At 46.0% G+C, this 14,846-nt stretch carries 15 protein-coding genes; 8 read left to right on the top strand and 7 right to left on the bottom strand.

What is annotated here, in order from left to right:
• The first annotated feature begins 159 nt into the window (after positions 1 to 159).
• The 5 genes from JQC72_RS14740 to JQC72_RS14720 all read left to right on the top strand — a co-directional run bounded on the left by JQC72_RS14740 (position 160) and on the right by JQC72_RS14720 (position 3,287).
• The gene (locus JQC72_RS14740) at positions 160 to 852 is read left to right on the top strand and encodes a thermonuclease family protein (RefSeq protein WP_205496972.1); all 693 of its coding nucleotides are present in this window, start codon (positions 160 to 162) and stop codon (positions 850 to 852) included.
• 114 nt (positions 853 to 966) lie between these two features.
• Positions 967 to 1,821, top strand: a complete 855-nt coding sequence (locus tag JQC72_RS14735; protein ID WP_205496970.1) for an ATP-dependent DNA ligase — start codon at positions 967 to 969, stop codon at positions 1,819 to 1,821.
• Between the two features lie 293 nt (positions 1,822 to 2,114).
• On the top strand, positions 2,115 to 2,486 hold the full coding sequence (locus tag JQC72_RS14730; protein ID WP_205496967.1) for an iron chaperone: 372 nt from the start codon (positions 2,115 to 2,117) through the stop codon (positions 2,484 to 2,486).
• Positions 2,487 to 2,601: 115 nt separating this feature from the next.
• Positions 2,602 to 2,766, top strand: a complete 165-nt coding sequence (locus JQC72_RS14725; RefSeq protein WP_205496965.1) for a hypothetical protein — start codon at positions 2,602 to 2,604, stop codon at positions 2,764 to 2,766.
• A gap of 101 nt (positions 2,767 to 2,867) precedes the next feature.
• A complete protein-coding gene (locus JQC72_RS14720; protein WP_205496963.1) occupies positions 2,868 to 3,287 on the top strand; it encodes a NucA/NucB deoxyribonuclease domain-containing protein in 420 nt (139 codons plus the stop codon).
• Between the two features lie 81 nt (positions 3,288 to 3,368).
• Here the strand turns inward: JQC72_RS14720 and JQC72_RS14715 are convergent, their stop codons facing one another.
• Together JQC72_RS14715 and JQC72_RS14710 are read right to left on the bottom strand one after the other, a co-directional pair.
• Positions 3,369 to 4,442, bottom strand: a complete 1,074-nt coding sequence (locus JQC72_RS14715) for a bifunctional 3-deoxy-7-phosphoheptulonate synthase/chorismate mutase (protein WP_205496961.1) — start codon at positions 4,440 to 4,442, stop codon at positions 3,369 to 3,371.
• Between the two features lie 752 nt (positions 4,443 to 5,194).
• Positions 5,195 to 5,419: a hypothetical protein gene (locus tag JQC72_RS14710; protein WP_205496959.1), complete on the bottom strand. Its 225-nt coding sequence runs from the start codon at positions 5,417 to 5,419 to the stop codon at positions 5,195 to 5,197.
• A gap of 718 nt (positions 5,420 to 6,137) precedes the next feature.
• Between JQC72_RS14710 and JQC72_RS14705 the strand changes: the two genes are divergently transcribed.
• The 3 genes from JQC72_RS14705 to JQC72_RS14695 all read left to right on the top strand — a co-directional run bounded on the left by JQC72_RS14705 (position 6,138) and on the right by JQC72_RS14695 (position 7,566).
• On the top strand, positions 6,138 to 6,431 hold the full coding sequence (locus JQC72_RS14705; RefSeq protein ID WP_205496957.1) for a hypothetical protein: 294 nt from the start codon (positions 6,138 to 6,140) through the stop codon (positions 6,429 to 6,431).
• A gap of 85 nt (positions 6,432 to 6,516) precedes the next feature.
• A complete protein-coding gene (locus tag JQC72_RS14700; RefSeq protein WP_205496955.1) occupies positions 6,517 to 6,639 on the top strand; it encodes a sporulation protein YjcZ in 123 nt (40 codons plus the stop codon).
• Positions 6,640 to 7,299: 660 nt separating this feature from the next.
• On the top strand, positions 7,300 to 7,566 hold the full coding sequence (locus tag JQC72_RS14695) for a hypothetical protein (protein ID WP_205496954.1): 267 nt from the start codon (positions 7,300 to 7,302) through the stop codon (positions 7,564 to 7,566).
• Between the two features lie 1,655 nt (positions 7,567 to 9,221).
• Here JQC72_RS14695 and JQC72_RS14690 read toward each other — a convergent pair.
• From JQC72_RS14690 to JQC72_RS14670, 5 genes are all read right to left on the bottom strand, one after another.
• Positions 9,222 to 10,271, bottom strand: a complete 1,050-nt coding sequence (locus JQC72_RS14690) for an NAD(P)-dependent alcohol dehydrogenase (RefSeq protein WP_205496951.1) — start codon at positions 10,269 to 10,271, stop codon at positions 9,222 to 9,224.
• A 174-nt stretch (positions 10,272 to 10,445) separates the two neighbouring features.
• A complete protein-coding gene (locus JQC72_RS14685) occupies positions 10,446 to 10,775 on the bottom strand; it encodes a carboxymuconolactone decarboxylase family protein (RefSeq protein ID WP_205496949.1) in 330 nt (109 codons plus the stop codon).
• A gap of 339 nt (positions 10,776 to 11,114) precedes the next feature.
• Entirely contained in the window at positions 11,115 to 11,948 is an 834-nt protein-coding gene (locus JQC72_RS14680) for an SDR family NAD(P)-dependent oxidoreductase (RefSeq protein WP_205496947.1), read from the bottom strand.
• Positions 11,949 to 12,337: 389 nt separating this feature from the next.
• Positions 12,338 to 13,399 (bottom strand): Cfr family 23S rRNA (adenine(2503)-C(8))-methyltransferase, encoded by a 1,062-nt coding sequence (locus JQC72_RS14675; RefSeq protein ID WP_335342483.1) that lies wholly within the window; start codon positions 13,397 to 13,399, stop codon positions 12,338 to 12,340.
• A 753-nt stretch (positions 13,400 to 14,152) separates the two neighbouring features.
• The gene (locus JQC72_RS14670) at positions 14,153 to 14,524 is read right to left on the bottom strand and encodes a hypothetical protein (RefSeq protein WP_205496943.1); all 372 of its coding nucleotides are present in this window, start codon (positions 14,522 to 14,524) and stop codon (positions 14,153 to 14,155) included.
• Positions 14,525 to 14,846: the final 322 nt, after the last annotated feature.

Raw genomic sequence — 14,846 nt, 5'->3', positions numbered from 1 at the left:
GATTTAAGCGGGAGGTAGTATGAAATAATAGCGGGAGCGTTGGTGTAATCAATTTTTTACATTAACACAATTGTAATTCTCTGATAATAGTAGTAGAGTAAAGATACAACTTATTCCAATTAATGTCTGGTTAAACATTAAGGTTAAGGGGGAAGGGACATGAAAAAGCTGTGGGTTTTTTTGTTAGCCGTGGTGTTACTGGCCGGTTGTAATCCCCCCACTCCGCCTGAGAAACCAAATCCACCGGATGATCAGCCCAATGGTTATGAATCCTCAATTGATGACGTTGTGGACGGAGATACCGTTCATTTGAAAAATCCTGTATTGGGAACCACCAAAGTCCGCATGCTTTCCATTGACGCTCCTGAAACTAACTACCAAGGGAAAAGTCAAGGAAAATACGGAGAAGAAGCCAAAGTGTATTTAAAACAATTGCTTCCTGAAGGAACAAAGGTGAAAGTGATACCCGGAAAACAAGCGAAAGATGACTACGGTAGGTTGCTCGCCTATATCCAAAAAGGTGATATGGATGTCAACCGAGAGATGATTCTTCAAGGAAAAGCCGTTCCGTATATAATCTATCCGAATTTTGAACGGGTACAGCCATACCTAGATTCCCTCAATGAGGCGAAGAAAGACGGCCGCGGCATCTGGAATCCTGACGATCCGCTGGAAGAATTGCCTTATGAGTTCCGGCTGCGTGTTGGTCACCGGCAACCCGATAAGTACGCAGGTAACTATAAAACCAAAGAGTACGTGGAACCCGATCAATACAAGGATATTCTCATAGAACAAAGGGTGTTCTTTTGGAACGAAGAGGACGCCAAAAAAGCTGGATATAAGAAGAAATGAACCCGCCCCTGTGGTCACAGTATTTCCTCTGTTTCCCATCTCCCGATTTAAATGCGAAATGATACAATAAAATTAGATCCCCCTATACATAGCCAAAAAGGCAGGGGGATTTTTGTGTTTATTGAGCCAATGCTTGCACATCAATCCGATAGACCTTTTGACAGTGACGAGTACATTGCTGAACCGAAAATGGACGGGTTTCGGCTGCTCCTATCGACCGTGGACGGCATAAGGGGATATACGCGACATGGAAACGACGTGACGGATCGTTTTCCTGAACTGAGTAAGTTGTCAGTGCCGCCTGAAACAGTGTTGGACGGCGAATTGATCGTAACCGGTGATGGAGGCCGACCGGATTTTGAAGCGGTTATGAGACGGTTGCAAGCTGGGAAGCAGGAGAAAATTCAACGATTATCTCACCAACTTCCTGTTCAGTATATTGTGTTTGATATACTTTATCATCGGGGACAGGACATAACCAAACAACCACTGATGGAGCGGAAAGCGATACTATCCAAAGCGATTGACGAGGACAATACAATCGCCACGATTCGTTATGTGGATGGTTGCGGAACCGATCTGTTCAATGTTTGCTCGAAGATGGATTTGGAGGGCATCGTGCTGAAAAAGAAAGACGCTCCATATCTAGCGGGGAAACGGTCAAAAGCGTGGCAAAAGGTCATCAACTACAAAGAGGCGGAAGTGGTCATCACAGGTTACCGAAAAAGTGAATTTGGGTGGATGATCGGGATCGAGGAAGGAAATGATATCCGACCAGTCGGTATTTTGGAATTAGGTGTAGTCCCAGCGGAGAGAAAGGCGCTTTACGAAGTGTCCAATCTGATCAAAATCGCCGAAAATGAGCAGTTTATATACCTAGAGCCACGATTGAGATGTAAGGTCAAATTCCGAGGATGGACTTCGAAAGGGTATATGCGCCTCCCCGTGTTTCAACACTTTATTTTCTAAGCCGGGGAAAACCCCGGCTTTTGGATAGGGAAGTGGAAAATTATTGTAAAAAAGGCTCTCTACAGTTATATACTTTTAGACAGACCAGCTATCGCTGGCGATACAAGTCAGATACTTTTTAAAGCCTCTAATTTGCGTTTTAAGACATTTTGACTATCCAGGTTGTAAAATATATAGTTGGAAATAGGTGTTGTTTAAGAACGTGTCTGAGCGGTTCTGTGAGGAGTTTTAACGACGAATGGGTTTGAGGGACTTCTCTGAACGACATAATTTTTATTTTAGGAGGGAACAACATGGAAGTTTTTGCAGAATATTTAGCGCGTATTGATAACCCGCAACATCGGGCCCGAACAGAGGAAATTTTGGCGTGGGTTGCTAATAAATTCCCAAATTTGGAACCGCAAATCAAGTGGAACAAACCCACGTTTACCGATCACGGCACATACATCATTATGTTTGCCACAGCAAAGAATCATTTGAGCATTTTACCCGAAGAAGAGACAATGGTGCATTTTGCCGATGAAATCGCCCAAGCTGGCTACAGCGCTTCTTCACGCTTGTTCCGAATTAAATGGACTGAACCAGTTAATTACGAATTGCTAGAGAAGATAATTGAATTTAATATCAAGGATAAGGCAGGCTGTTCAACTTTTTGGCGGAAATAAAAAAAATAGGATAGCTCTTACTTTGCCCCTAGTGAGCTATGCTGGTATTACCCGTAATAAAATACCACTATAATACGAACATGTATTCCCATAATATAATCATGAGGTGGTTCAAATGAAGGAGTTGGATCGTGGTAATAAGCTATGGGTAGGGCATCGGATGATCTTGCCCAAACATGAATCGTTGCTTCATGAGCAAGAGAAAAAGCAGAAAATGTTTCAGCTGCCGGAGTTGGATGAGGATCATCTGCCTTGGGAAACATTTATTGATATAGGGTAAATGTTTTGATAAATGATAGTAGTTATCCCTCATATTCATCCTTGAACGTGATATATTTTGATTAGAGTGTCTATTACAAATAATATGAATAGGGGGATAACATGTTTAAACTCCTTCGCTCTCTTGTGATTGCCGTGGCGCTGGTTGTGTCGTCTATTGCAGTTTTACCTTCTCATAGCACTAATGCTTATAGTAGCTACGACGTTGTACTTTACTTCCCGCTAGATCGATATCCAGAAACCGGTGGCCATATTCGCGATGCCATTGCATCTGGCCAACCGGATGTTTGCACGATCGAACGGGATGGAGCGGATGAAAGACGGGAGGAGTCGCTTGCGCCTTATCCGCCGATTAGCGGTTATGATCGAGACGAATGGCCAATGGCTATGTGCCTGGAAGGTGGCGCAGGCGCAGATGTTCGTTATATCAGTCCGAATGATAACCGTGGAGCAGGCGCATGGGTGAGCAATCAACTTGAGGATTACCCGGACGGTACCCGAGTGAAATTTATCGTTCAATGATGACAAAAAGCTACCCTTAACCGGGTAGCTTTTTGTGTGTTCCGGGGGAAACAGTGTTCCCGACCTCCGCCATCCCTTCCTTCACACCAAGTCGTGCGTTTGACGCAATTGTGTCAGCAATGCTTCTAGTTGTTCGAGATTGATTTGCTGCCCAGCATCCGACAACGCCACCGAAGGTTCCGGATGCGTCTCCACCATGATCCCGTCCGCCCCCGCAGCCAATGCCGCTTTAGCGATGGGCAACAGGATGTCACGACGGCCGGTGGAGTGACTGATATCCACCAACACGGGCAGATGGCTTTCTTGTTTCAAAATGGGAACAGCCGAAATATCCAACGTGTTTCGCGTCCATTTTTCATAAGTACGAATGCCGCGCTCGCACAGGATGACCTGTGTGTTGCCGCGGGAGACAATATATTCCGCCGCAAACATGAATTCTTCCAGTGTCGCCGCCAAGCCGCGTTTCAACAGCACGGGCTTCCGAACAGAGCCTGCCGCTTTCAAGAGCTCAAAGTTCTGCATATTGCGTGCACCGATCTGGATCACATCTACATACTGTGTCGCCATCTCGATATCGGCCGGATGAACAATTTCACTGACCACTTTCAAGCCGAATTCATCCGCCACCCGGCGCAGGATTTTCAACCCCTCTTCTCCCAAGCCCTGAAAGTCGTAGGGAGACGTGCGCGGTTTGTACGCACCGCCACGGATCAGGCGAATTCCCAGTTTGCTCATCGTTTGCGCCACTTGCCGAACCTGTTCCTCCGATTCAACTGAGCAAGGTCCCGCCACCATGACGTTTCGCTCCCCGCCGACCGGAACATCGCCCACCATGACGACGGTGTCTTTCGGCTGGCGCTTCCGGCTGACCAGCAATGCCTTTTTGTGGTCATCTTCTAGCAAGCTCAATGAAGCCTTGAAAATCTGCTTAAACAGATGGCGGACCGTGTTGTCGTCGAATGGCCCTTCGTTATGCTGCACGATCCGTTCCAGCATGTCTCTTTCCCGGATCGGGTCGAATTTTTGAACACTGTATCGTTTTTTGATTTCTCCGATTTCCTTTACCACCGACGCACGTTCGTTGATGATGCGAAGCAGTTGCAAGTTGATTTCGTCCAGTTTCTTCCTCAGCTTTTCGAACTGTTGGTGACTCAATTCTCTCCCCACCCATCCCTTAGAAAAAATTATCGCTTATTATACGCATAACGGCGTCGGATGTCACCCCTGACCGGGGAAATGGGCGAAAGAAATAAAGGGATCAATGATGACGGGTCAAGTGACTTGCCCACTGCAAAACATCCTGGTTCTGGGCGAGAGATGAGAAAAATTGCATATGCAGCTGTTCCCCCGGCGTGATGACGACGGAAGTGGGAATAGGCAAAAGGAAAAGACTCGTTCTATTCTATCAGAAATGATCTGTGGTAAAATTTTGTTGTACGCAGGTAGGTGCGGTGCGGGGAAGTTGCTGGCCTCCGAAAGGAGGTGAGCGGCGCTGAACACAGTTAACACAATCTTCTTGATTGTCGGGATCGTGGTCGGGTTGCTGACCGCGGTCAAAACTCTCCTCCTAGAGATACGTCAACTACTCACTCCCCTCAAGAAACAACGAAAAAAGCCCGCACTCCCAAGCGATAAGGCTGGCACCTACCTTGGGTAGTTAAGGGCTTTTTTCTATGGACACTATCCAGTCCGTTCTTCCCTTTCATCTCATCAAAAGAAGAAAAAGAAGGAAAAAACAAAAATTAATACTACGATTACCAACAGGAAAATTAACAAGCGACGCAATCCAAAACTAAAAAAAGGGAAACCACCAAATCCGAATCCGCTCATAATATAAACCTCCTTTCATGTAATTTCGCTTCAAGAGACCCGGGGGGCCACTTATTTAGTATTTGTCATCTCATTTCCTACTCTTTGCGATGTTTGATATCGATATCAATGTCAATGATGTTGATATTTCTGTCTCTGTTCTTGTTGTCATTGTCATCATCGTGATCTCTTTTTCTCCGATCTTGCCAATCATGATCTTTCCGATGGTTTTTCCTATCATGGTCTTTCCATTCATGGTCTTTCCGATCATGGTCTTTCTGATCGTCGTCTTTCCATTCATCAATTATTTTCAAAAAATTCACGATATCATATCCTAGTTGTTTTTTTAGTTCAGCGTGTAAGGCACGAATTTGAAACTCTTGCCTTTCTGACATTTTGACCTAGATACTCAAATCCACATGGACTTTGACACGTCAAATTTTTATTTTCATTTTTAGTTTGAACGAAAAGGAGTCTCGTCAAAGAAACATCAAAAAAGTGAACCACCTATATCTATTGCTTTATTCTATTCAGTTAACAAAATGCTGTTTAGGTTTCTTAACTAGGGCAAAAGTAGATTTTTTTGAATCGGTGGAATTGTCCTTTCCCAACTTGGGTTCACTCAGTCGTTTCCACGAGACCAAATGAGTGGATGAATCGGGTCGGGGGACGGTAGAGGGCTCATACGGATCGTCGGTACTTGTAGACACTTCCTAGTGAACCGTTCCACCCATAGGCACATGGATAATCGCGCCCGGCCAGACACCGGTGGGCTTTCTGTTATAATCTGAGACTGCTCAAAGTCCCGCGGGAGCTCATTTAATTTGGGACTTAACTATATGCATGCGCCGTCTCTACAGTACGGATCAATGAATAGTCTGAAGCGAGATTACATGAAAGGAGGTTATATTTATGAGCGGATTCGGCGGATTTGGTGGTTTTGGTTTCGGATTGCGTCGCTTGTTGATTTTCCTGTTGGTAATCGCAACAATTTTTGTTTTTGCCGGTGTTGGATTTGGTTTCTAACAGGATTTACACACAATGAGCCCAACTTATGTTGGGCGAGAGAAACCCAGGGGAAAAAGCCCTGGGTTTGTACATAGTTTGGGAGAATGTGGAGAAAAGATAGACAGAGATCACGGAGAAAACAGGCTAAACCCTATCACCGTTCTTAAACAATTTACATACAATACATTAGTTGGCTACCAGCAGGAAGATCAGCAGGAAAGCCAGCTAAAGCCAGCCGAAACCAACCGAACCCAACTCTATCTCCTCTTACAACCCAGCGGAAAAAACCGCTGGGTTTTTCCTGAAGTCTCGTGGGTGCTCGTTTAATTTCGGACTTACTATGTATGCGCCGTCTCTACAGTACGGATCAATGAATAGTCTGAAGCGAGATACATGAAAGGAGGTTTATATTATGAGCGGATTTGGTGGATTTGGTGGATTTGGTGGTTTTGGTTTCGGATTGCGTCGCTTGTTAATTTTCCTGTTGGTAATCGCAACTATTTTTGTTTTTGCCGGCGTTGGATTTGGTTTCTAACAGGATTCACACACAATGAGCCCAACTTATGTTGGGTGAGGCTATTGACAAACCCAGCGGTTTTTCCGCTGGGTTTTGTATATGGATTGGAAGAAAATAGAGAACGTCGGACGGAGATCACCAATTAATAAAACGGAATTTCAAACAAAGATAAAATGACTCTGGTTCGAACAGCTGGTCGCATAGTTAAGGCAGGCTCCGATATGAGCCTGCCCTACCCGACACTCCTAAATTGAAAGCGGACATATACTAGCCCCGCGGGAGCTCATAAAATTAGAGACTTAACTATATATATATGCCGTCTCTACATAACGGATCAATGAATAGTATAAAGCGAAATTGCATGAAAGGAGGTTTATATTATGAGCGGATTCGGATTTGGTGAAAAACGTTTTGGTTTGCGTCGCCTGTTGATTTTCCTGTTGGTAATCGCAACAATTTTTGTTTTTGCCGGCGTTGGATTTGATGACTAACAGGATTTACACACAATGAGCCCGAGTCAGGGTCTACTTTCACTTTTGTGAACTACTCGCCAATTGATTGACGAGTAGTTCACTTTACACGTATCTCGGACTATCCCCATACTCCCACCGTTTTCGGTAGGGGTTATGTTTTAAAGTGGAAAAATGCCGCCTGTTGGTTTCGAAAGGAGGGAAGGGGATGGGTACCCCATCGACAAAAGAATTAACGCGTATGATTAATTCGGTACTGGGACAAAAGGTGTTAACCGAACACCAATTGAAACAGATTCAAAAAGGAGCCATGCAAGCCTATCGAAAGGGAGGAATGGATGGGATGATCCGGTACTTGATGCATGTAACCGGAGCCGATGTTGATCCCAATGAAATGCGTATGTTTGCGGATTTTATCCGTTCCAACCCCCAAGTGGGCAAAAATATCCTGGAAGGTATTACCAAAATAAAGTAAGGGATTTGCAGCAACCTTCATTTCCTTGACAGCCGGTACACTTCGTCGGCTGTTTCCTGTGTTTACTTCCATAAAAGAAAGAAGACCCAGTTATGAAAAAAACTCAACCAGGTGAATCAACGTGAACGTTGTTGAAATGAGCCGACGAGCTTTTTAGCGGACATTACCTCCCCAAAAACTACATCTCCATGTCCGCTGTAATGTACCTCATTGCCATTAATTCCTCAGCCTATCCCGAAATTTTACAGCGACCCCTTTTGAAGGAAAAAATCTAAAGTAAAAGATGTTCTTTAATAAGGCTGAGTGAACCCAAGTTGGGAAAGGACAATTCCACCGATTCAAAAAAATCTACTTTTACCCTAGTTAAGAAACCTAAACAGCATTTTGTTAACTGAATAAAATAAAGCAAAAGATATAGGTGGTTCACTTTTTTGATGTTTCTTTGACGAGACTCCTTTTCGTTCACCTAAAAATGAAAATAAAATTTGACGTGTCAAAGTCCATGTGGATTTGAGTATCTAGGTCAAAATGTTAAAAAGGCAAGAGTTTCAAATTCGTGCCTTACACGCTGAACTAAAAAAACAACTAGGATGTGATGTCGTGAATTTTTTTAATACTTTTTTGAAAATAATTGATGGATGGAAAGACGATGATCAGAAAGACCATGAATGGAAAGACCATGATCGGAAAATGCATCGGAAAGACGACGATCAGAAAGACCATGATCGGATAAACCATCGGAAAGATCATGATTGGAAAGATCGGAGAAAAAGAGATCACGATGATGACAATGACAACAAGAACAGAAACAGAAATATCAACATCATTGACATTGATATCGACATCAAAAAAAAAAACATGATCGCAAAGAGATGACAAATACTTAATAATTGGCCCCGGGGTCTCTTGAAGAGGCTCTCTATTGTCTATGAAACGAAATTACATGAAAGGAGGTTTTATTATGAGCGGATTCGGATTTGGTGGTTTCCCTTTTTTCAGTTTCGGATTGCGTCGCTTGTTAATTTTCCTATTGGTAATCGTAGTATTAATTTTTGTTTTTTCCTTCTTTTTCTTCTTTTGATGAGATGAAAGGGAAGAACGGAAAAAACCATCTTAAAAAAACATGTCCGCTAAATGTCATTAGCGGACATTACCTCCCTGAAAACCACACCTTTATGTCCGCTAAGGCTTCAGATATCTCTGTAAAACAATGTCCACTAAGGTAACTGCAAAAGGAATGGAGGAATCTCTGTTATAAGGGGTAGAGGGAGGCATTACTTCCGTTTATGAGGTACGATGTACCGAATTCTTATTCGGTAATGTATGACATTAAAAAACACCACTTCTTGAAAGCAGCGAAACTCTTGATTATAATGAAAAGTTTCGCCATTCGGATAGCTTCTCCTCAGTTTAAAATAACAGAATCGGAGTAATCGCGATGCTTTCGCCCACGATGACGAATTGTGACGGTGCCAACCAAGAAGCTGATCAGGGTTAGCATGTAAATTTAAATTTTCCAGGTGTTGCTCATCGTCTCCTACCCACTCTCCATCTATGATGAGACAAACGGCGATTTTGGAAAAGAACAGCGGACAACCGTTAGGGTGTCCGCTGAACAATTCAGTTATGGAGTCATGTTCAAGCAGCCCGCATGGTTACGCGGTCCGCATCGTGCTGATATCGATCACAAATCGATACCGCACGTCGGAAGCCAGTACCCGCTCGTAGGCCTCGTCGATCCTGTCGGCCGAGATGACCTCGATCTCGGGGGCAATGTGGTGTTTGGCGCAGAAGTCCAGCATTTCCTGGGTCTCGCGGATGCCACCGATCAGTGAACCGGCGTACGACCGGCGCTGGCCGAGGAGAGAGAATACGTTGAGTGACAACGGCTCCGCAGGAGCACCGACGTTGACCAAGGTGCCGTCCAGAGCCAGCAACGAGAGGTAGGCATCAACGTCGATCTTCGCGCTCACCGTGTTAATGATGAGGTCGAAGGAACCGGCAAGCTTCTCAAATGTCTCCGGGTCGCTCGTGGCATAGTAGTGGTGCGCCCCGAGCCGCAGAGCGTCGTCTTTCTTCTTCAGCGAGCGTGACAGGACGGTGACCTCAGCGCCCATGGCGCGCGCCAGCTTAACGGCCATGTGACCGAGTCCGCCGAGGCCGATGATCGCCACTTTCTTACCGGGGCCGGCTCCCCAGTGGCGCAGCGGCGAGTACGTCGTGATGCCGGCGCACAGTAACGGTGCGGCAACGTCGAGCTCGATCCCCTCAGGGATTCTGAGGACGAAGTCCTCGTCCACGACGATGTGGGTGGAATAGCCGCCTTGGGTGGGCTGGCCGTATTTGTCGACGGCACCGTAGGTAAGGGTATGTCCATTGAGACAGTACTGCTCCTCGCCCTTGCGGCAGTTCACGCATTCGCGGCAGGAGTCAACCATACAGCCGACACCGACCCGGTCGCCGACGGTGAACTTTGTGACCTCGGAGCCCACATCGGCGACAATTCCGGTGATCTCGTGGCCGGGAACGATGGGATAGTTCACCGAACCCCACTCACCGCGAGCAAAATGAATGTCTGAATGGCAGATACCACAGTACTGAATCTCAATGAGGACGTCACGAGGTCCGACATCGCGGCGATCGATTGTAATCGCTTTGAACGGATCGCTCGGACCAAAGACGGCACGTGCGTTGGCAGTAATCATAACAAACCTCCTTGTTTGAGTGGAATGTCGTAAATATCATACGACTTAAAGTCTACTTTAAGGCAAGTACCAAATTTTGATCTTTTCCGATCCTTTGTGCCTCCAACCTATCATAACCTTCGAGCCCGGTCTTAACACGTGATATAACCATCAATGAATCTGCGACAATCGTTTTTATTTTCCTTTCAAAAACATTTCTTTTGCGACCATAATGGCAGACATTGCCTTCGGCCAACCAGCATAAAAAGCCAAGTGGGTAATGACTTCAATCAGTTCTTCTTCCGAAAGGCCGTTTTCTTTTGCTTTATTTAAATGAAATTTCAGTTGTTCTGTATTTCCACCAGTTACTAACGAAGATACGGTAATTAAACTGCGGTCACGTGGAGAAAGCTCTTTGCGCTCCCATACATCTCCAAATAAAACATCATCGGTTAGTTGGACAAGCTTTGGTGCAAAATCTCCGATCATTTTCTGTGAGGCAGTAAGTTCTTTTGAATTGGACATTTATATTCCTCCTTTTATTTGAAGTACCTTCGTTTCCGACGTTCGCAGGAGAGGAACCCTTTTTTTCATTTGATAATAATCATTTTTTACTGAACTGATTATTTATTCTGCTTTTATCGCCACCCAAATATCACCACTCTTGATGTGCAGGACGAATCATCATCTCATTAATAGCTACATCAGATGGTTGTTCAACCCGGTAGTACCAGAGGTCAGAGCTCAGAAGATACGCCAGCACAACACGGACGACCGCGTTGGTTGGCACAGTGATCACCGGTTGGGCCGGTCAGCGAGCTCGATGGCGTGGTCCGGCAAGATCAGTCCAAGCGGTTACGCGTCCTAGTACGCCAGTGAAGTCGACAGGTCACGATAGGCGTTGATCTGCTGCTGGAGTTCGGCAACCTTCTGCTCAGCAATGGCGATCGCGTCGGCACCGGCGACCCAGCGCAGCGGCGGCTCCTCCTGGCTCGCGATCGTCATCAGTGCCCGGGCGAGCTTGGCGGGGTCACCGACCTGCTTTCCGTTATGCGCCTCCCACCAAGCCCGGTTTTGAGCAGAGCGTTCGGCGTAGTCCTCGAGGGACAGCTCAGCATAGGTCGACGACTCCTTTGTGAGGAGCTCGGTGCGGAAGAAGCCCGGCTCGATAATGGTGGTTTTGATGCGGAACGGGGCGATTTCGAAGCGCAGCGACTCCATCCAGCCCTCGAGGCCGAACTTCGAGGCGGCGTAGGCGGAACAGAACTCCTGGCCGACGAGGCCCGCGATCGAGGAAATCGTGATGATGTGACCGGACCGGGCCTTACGCATCACGGGCAGCACGGCGCGGGTGACGTTCATCGGGCCGATGAGGTTGGTGGCGAGTTGATGCTCGATCTGCTTCGGGGTCAGCTCCTCGAAGTAGCCGAGATAACAGTTGGCAGCGTTGTTGACGAGCACGTCGATCCGTCCAAACCGGTCAACCGCCGCCTTGACAGCTGCCTCGGCGTCGGCAGGATTGGTGATGTCCAGCTTCACGACCAGCACGTCCTCGGCCTCGCCGACAGCTTTGGTCACCTTGTCGGTATTGCGGCCGGTGGCGACGACCCGGTAGCCGGCGTCCAGGGCGGCTTTGGCGATGTCTACGCCCATGCCGCGCCCGGCACCGGTGATGAACCAAACCTTCTTGTCAGCCATACGTCCCCACATCCCCCTTTTTGTACTTTTACCATTCATCGGAGTGGGATGTCGTAAATATCATACGGCTTAAAGTCTACTTTAAGGCAAGCACTAAATTTTTGGTCTCTACCTCATCAGCGTCAGGAGAGGCTATCTCCGACGGAGCAAGCCGGCCAGATAAAGGATCGTCCGGTTGTTTCCTAACTCCGGTTAATCGGTGAGAAAAGCATAAACTACAAATGGCACCCGGAGCCATTGTAGGGGTAGAGGGAGCATCGGCCGATTTTGGCGTCATTATTCAGGGGATGAAAAACGGGCAACCGGTCGCGGGAAGTGCCGGTGAAGGATCGACATTTCATTTCTAAAGCCGTCATGCTGAGCATGACGGCTTGAGCGTGTCGAAAGGTCTATTCCACCTCTCCCGGCTCTCCACGAATATAATACTGCCCATACAGTTGACCGCAGGCAGCCTCGATGTCCACTCCGAAGGATTGTCTCACGGTTACATTCAGGCCTGCTTCTCGCAATCGTTGGTAAAAACTAGCCAATTCCCGCTTGTGCGGACGATTGTACGCTTTCGTGGCTCCAATGGCAGGATTGTAACGGATGAGGTTTACGTGATATAGATAATCCCACGGTCCGCGCCCACGCAACAGGGAAATCAGCTTCTCCGCATGCACGGGACTATCGTTGACGCCGGGAAGCACGATATAGGCGATGTATACCTTGCGCCGATGTTTTTGGATGTGTGCATCCAGCACCTCCAACACCTCCCGCAATGGATACTTGCGGTTGATCGGCATCAGATCGCTCCGCTGCTCGTCAAAAGGGGAGTGGAGCGAAAAGGTGAGATTCACCTGCGGAAACTCCTGTGACAATCGCTGTATCTGGGGAACCAGCCCAATCGTGGAAACCGTGATCCGCCGCGGACTCAAGTTGAACAGCCGAGGGTCGGTCAGGGTTTTTAAGGCGACGAAGATTTGCGGATTGGCAAGTGCCTCGCCCATTCCCATAAATGAAATACTGTCGATAGGATGGTTTTGCAAATAAAAGTACAGGATCTGATCGGTGATCTCGTCTGCGCTTAAATTTCGCTTCATTCCGATCTTTCCCGTGGCACAAAATTTACAGCCGAATCCGCATCCGCACTGGGAGGAAATACAATACGACTCCCAGCCAGTGCGATAGATCAACCTGACCGTTTCAATCTTGTTGGAATCGGGCAGTTCAAACAGAACTTTGTCCGCTTGACCGGACGATTGACGATATATCGGCCTAAGACTCAGTAACGTTCTGCCAAATTCTTCTTGCAACTGCTTGCGCAATGACAGCGGGAGCGTCGTCATCCGGTCGAACTCGCTTCTCTTTTCCTTGAAAATTGCGTGCAGGATTTGGTTGAAGCGGTAGTTCGTCCACCCCTTCTCAGCGACAAACGTTTTTAACCGATCAAATTTTGTTTCCATTTCGATCCTCCCTCAGATTGGATCAAAGACACGGTGCCCCGACGGCTTTCGTGAGAAACCAATGGCTTCCCATAAAAAAAGACGCCGGGTCACCGGCGCCAAAGACATGGCACAAGCCAAATCAATGTTCGACACTGTACCATGTAAAAAAGGCGCCGGACATACCGGTGCCTTTGTTTGCTTTTTCAGTAATAGTAACGATAAAGAGATAAAGTAATTTTTACATAATAGAATAAAGAAAAGGCGGTCTTATGAAGAGCCCCGGTATGTTTTCGCTATAAGATTTATGATGGGTACATATGCGAAAACATTGTCCACCGCTCTTCACAGCCTCCTCGCTTTATATGTAGGATATTGTACTCAAATTTTTGGTAAAACGCAATCTCTTCTTGATTCAAACATCTCTAGTACTCGAAATAAAGGTGAAAATGAACGCGGCACCCGGGATTGAAATCCAACCGGGCAAATGGGAAATTTGCGGGACTTCTTCCTATTCAGATACGTGTAAAATATACGGTTTCAATGGGACAAAAAGTAAAAAAACCTTCTTCTGACGGCGTGCTACCTCATTTTTTCATAATATTCATTAATTGTGTATTGACAATGGGGCTGAGAGGAGAGAGAAAGACATCCAACGACCTCAGCCGCATGGAGCAAGTCACGTATTGACCACCTTGATAAAAGGGGAAAAATCAAGTTCCTCAAGCAAAATCACTGAAAAGAAACGAGCCTATCTTAACCAATAAGCTCTTTTTCTTGTTACATCCAACATTGTATTACCGATAAGTCAACACATACTGAAGGTTCAATTCCATAGTGTGTCGAAACGGCTACAACCGTAGTGATAACAATCAAAATCCATTGTTTCTTTTCATCTCTGGCATCTTCCGTTTCATCCAAATCTCTGATTCTTATTTCCTTGATGATTGCAAAAACAAACGCATCTATAATACCAATCACCCAATATCCATTGTATGGACTATTCAATACTCCCGTGGCCTTTTTATGTAAGAATGCCAGGAACAATTGGATCACAATCAATATGATCCCTTTGACCTTTTGTTGATTATAAATCTGGCCAAATCCTGGGTATAAAAATGAAAGTGCAGTCGCCAAAAAAATGTTTTTCAATGCTTGTCCTCCTCATCTTTGCCAGAAATATTCCAAACAATATCAAAAGATGAAATATAATCAGTCTACCACAAAAATATTATATAAAATTTTGTTTGTTCATATAGGCAATACATAAAAAATCCCCACAAAGATGTGGAGATGAATTGCGGGATAATGTTATTGTTTTTGATATTGACAAGTCAGCAACCCACCGTTGTTCTCAATATTGATTTGCATTTGATTGCCGTTTACTTTAGGAGAAGCTAGGGCGTGTCTGGTGAATCAATCATTGATCCAAAGTATCAAGGAAACCAGAGTGATGGCAGCATGAAAATAAACG

The sequence above is a fragment of the Polycladomyces zharkentensis genome (assembly GCF_016938855.1).
Lineage (GTDB): Bacteria > Bacillota > Bacilli > Thermoactinomycetales > JIR-001 > Polycladomyces > Polycladomyces zharkentensis.
The sequence above is the reverse complement of the archived record's forward strand: the minus strand, read 5'-3'. Positions and strand labels throughout refer to the sequence as shown.

Bases quoted from the DNA above. Each gene is read 5' to 3' on its own strand.
- JQC72_RS14730 (WP_205496967.1), top strand. From the start codon at position 2,115: ATGGAAGTTTTTGCAGAATATTTAGCGCGTATTGATAACCCGCAACAT.
- JQC72_RS14700 (WP_205496955.1), top strand. From the start codon at position 6,517: ATGAGCGGATTTGGTGGATTTGGTGGATTTGGTGGTTTTGGTTTCGGA.
- JQC72_RS14690 (WP_205496951.1), bottom strand. From the start codon at position 10,271: ATGATTACTGCCAACGCACGTGCCGTCTTTGGTCCGAGCGATCCGTTC.
- JQC72_RS14720 (WP_205496963.1), top strand. From the start codon at position 2,868: ATGTTTAAACTCCTTCGCTCTCTTGTGATTGCCGTGGCGCTGGTTGTG.
- JQC72_RS14705 (WP_205496957.1), top strand. From the start codon at position 6,138: ATGAGCCCAACTTATGTTGGGCGAGAGAAACCCAGGGGAAAAAGCCCT.
- JQC72_RS14685 (WP_205496949.1), bottom strand. From the start codon at position 10,775: ATGTCCAATTCAAAAGAACTTACTGCCTCACAGAAAATGATCGGAGAT.
- JQC72_RS14695 (WP_205496954.1), top strand. From the start codon at position 7,300: ATGGGTACCCCATCGACAAAAGAATTAACGCGTATGATTAATTCGGTA.
- JQC72_RS14740 (WP_205496972.1), top strand. From the start codon at position 160: ATGAAAAAGCTGTGGGTTTTTTTGTTAGCCGTGGTGTTACTGGCCGGT.
- JQC72_RS14725 (WP_205496965.1), top strand. From the start codon at position 2,602: ATGAAGGAGTTGGATCGTGGTAATAAGCTATGGGTAGGGCATCGGATG.
- JQC72_RS14680 (WP_205496947.1), bottom strand. From the start codon at position 11,948: ATGGCTGACAAGAAGGTTTGGTTCATCACCGGTGCCGGGCGCGGCATG.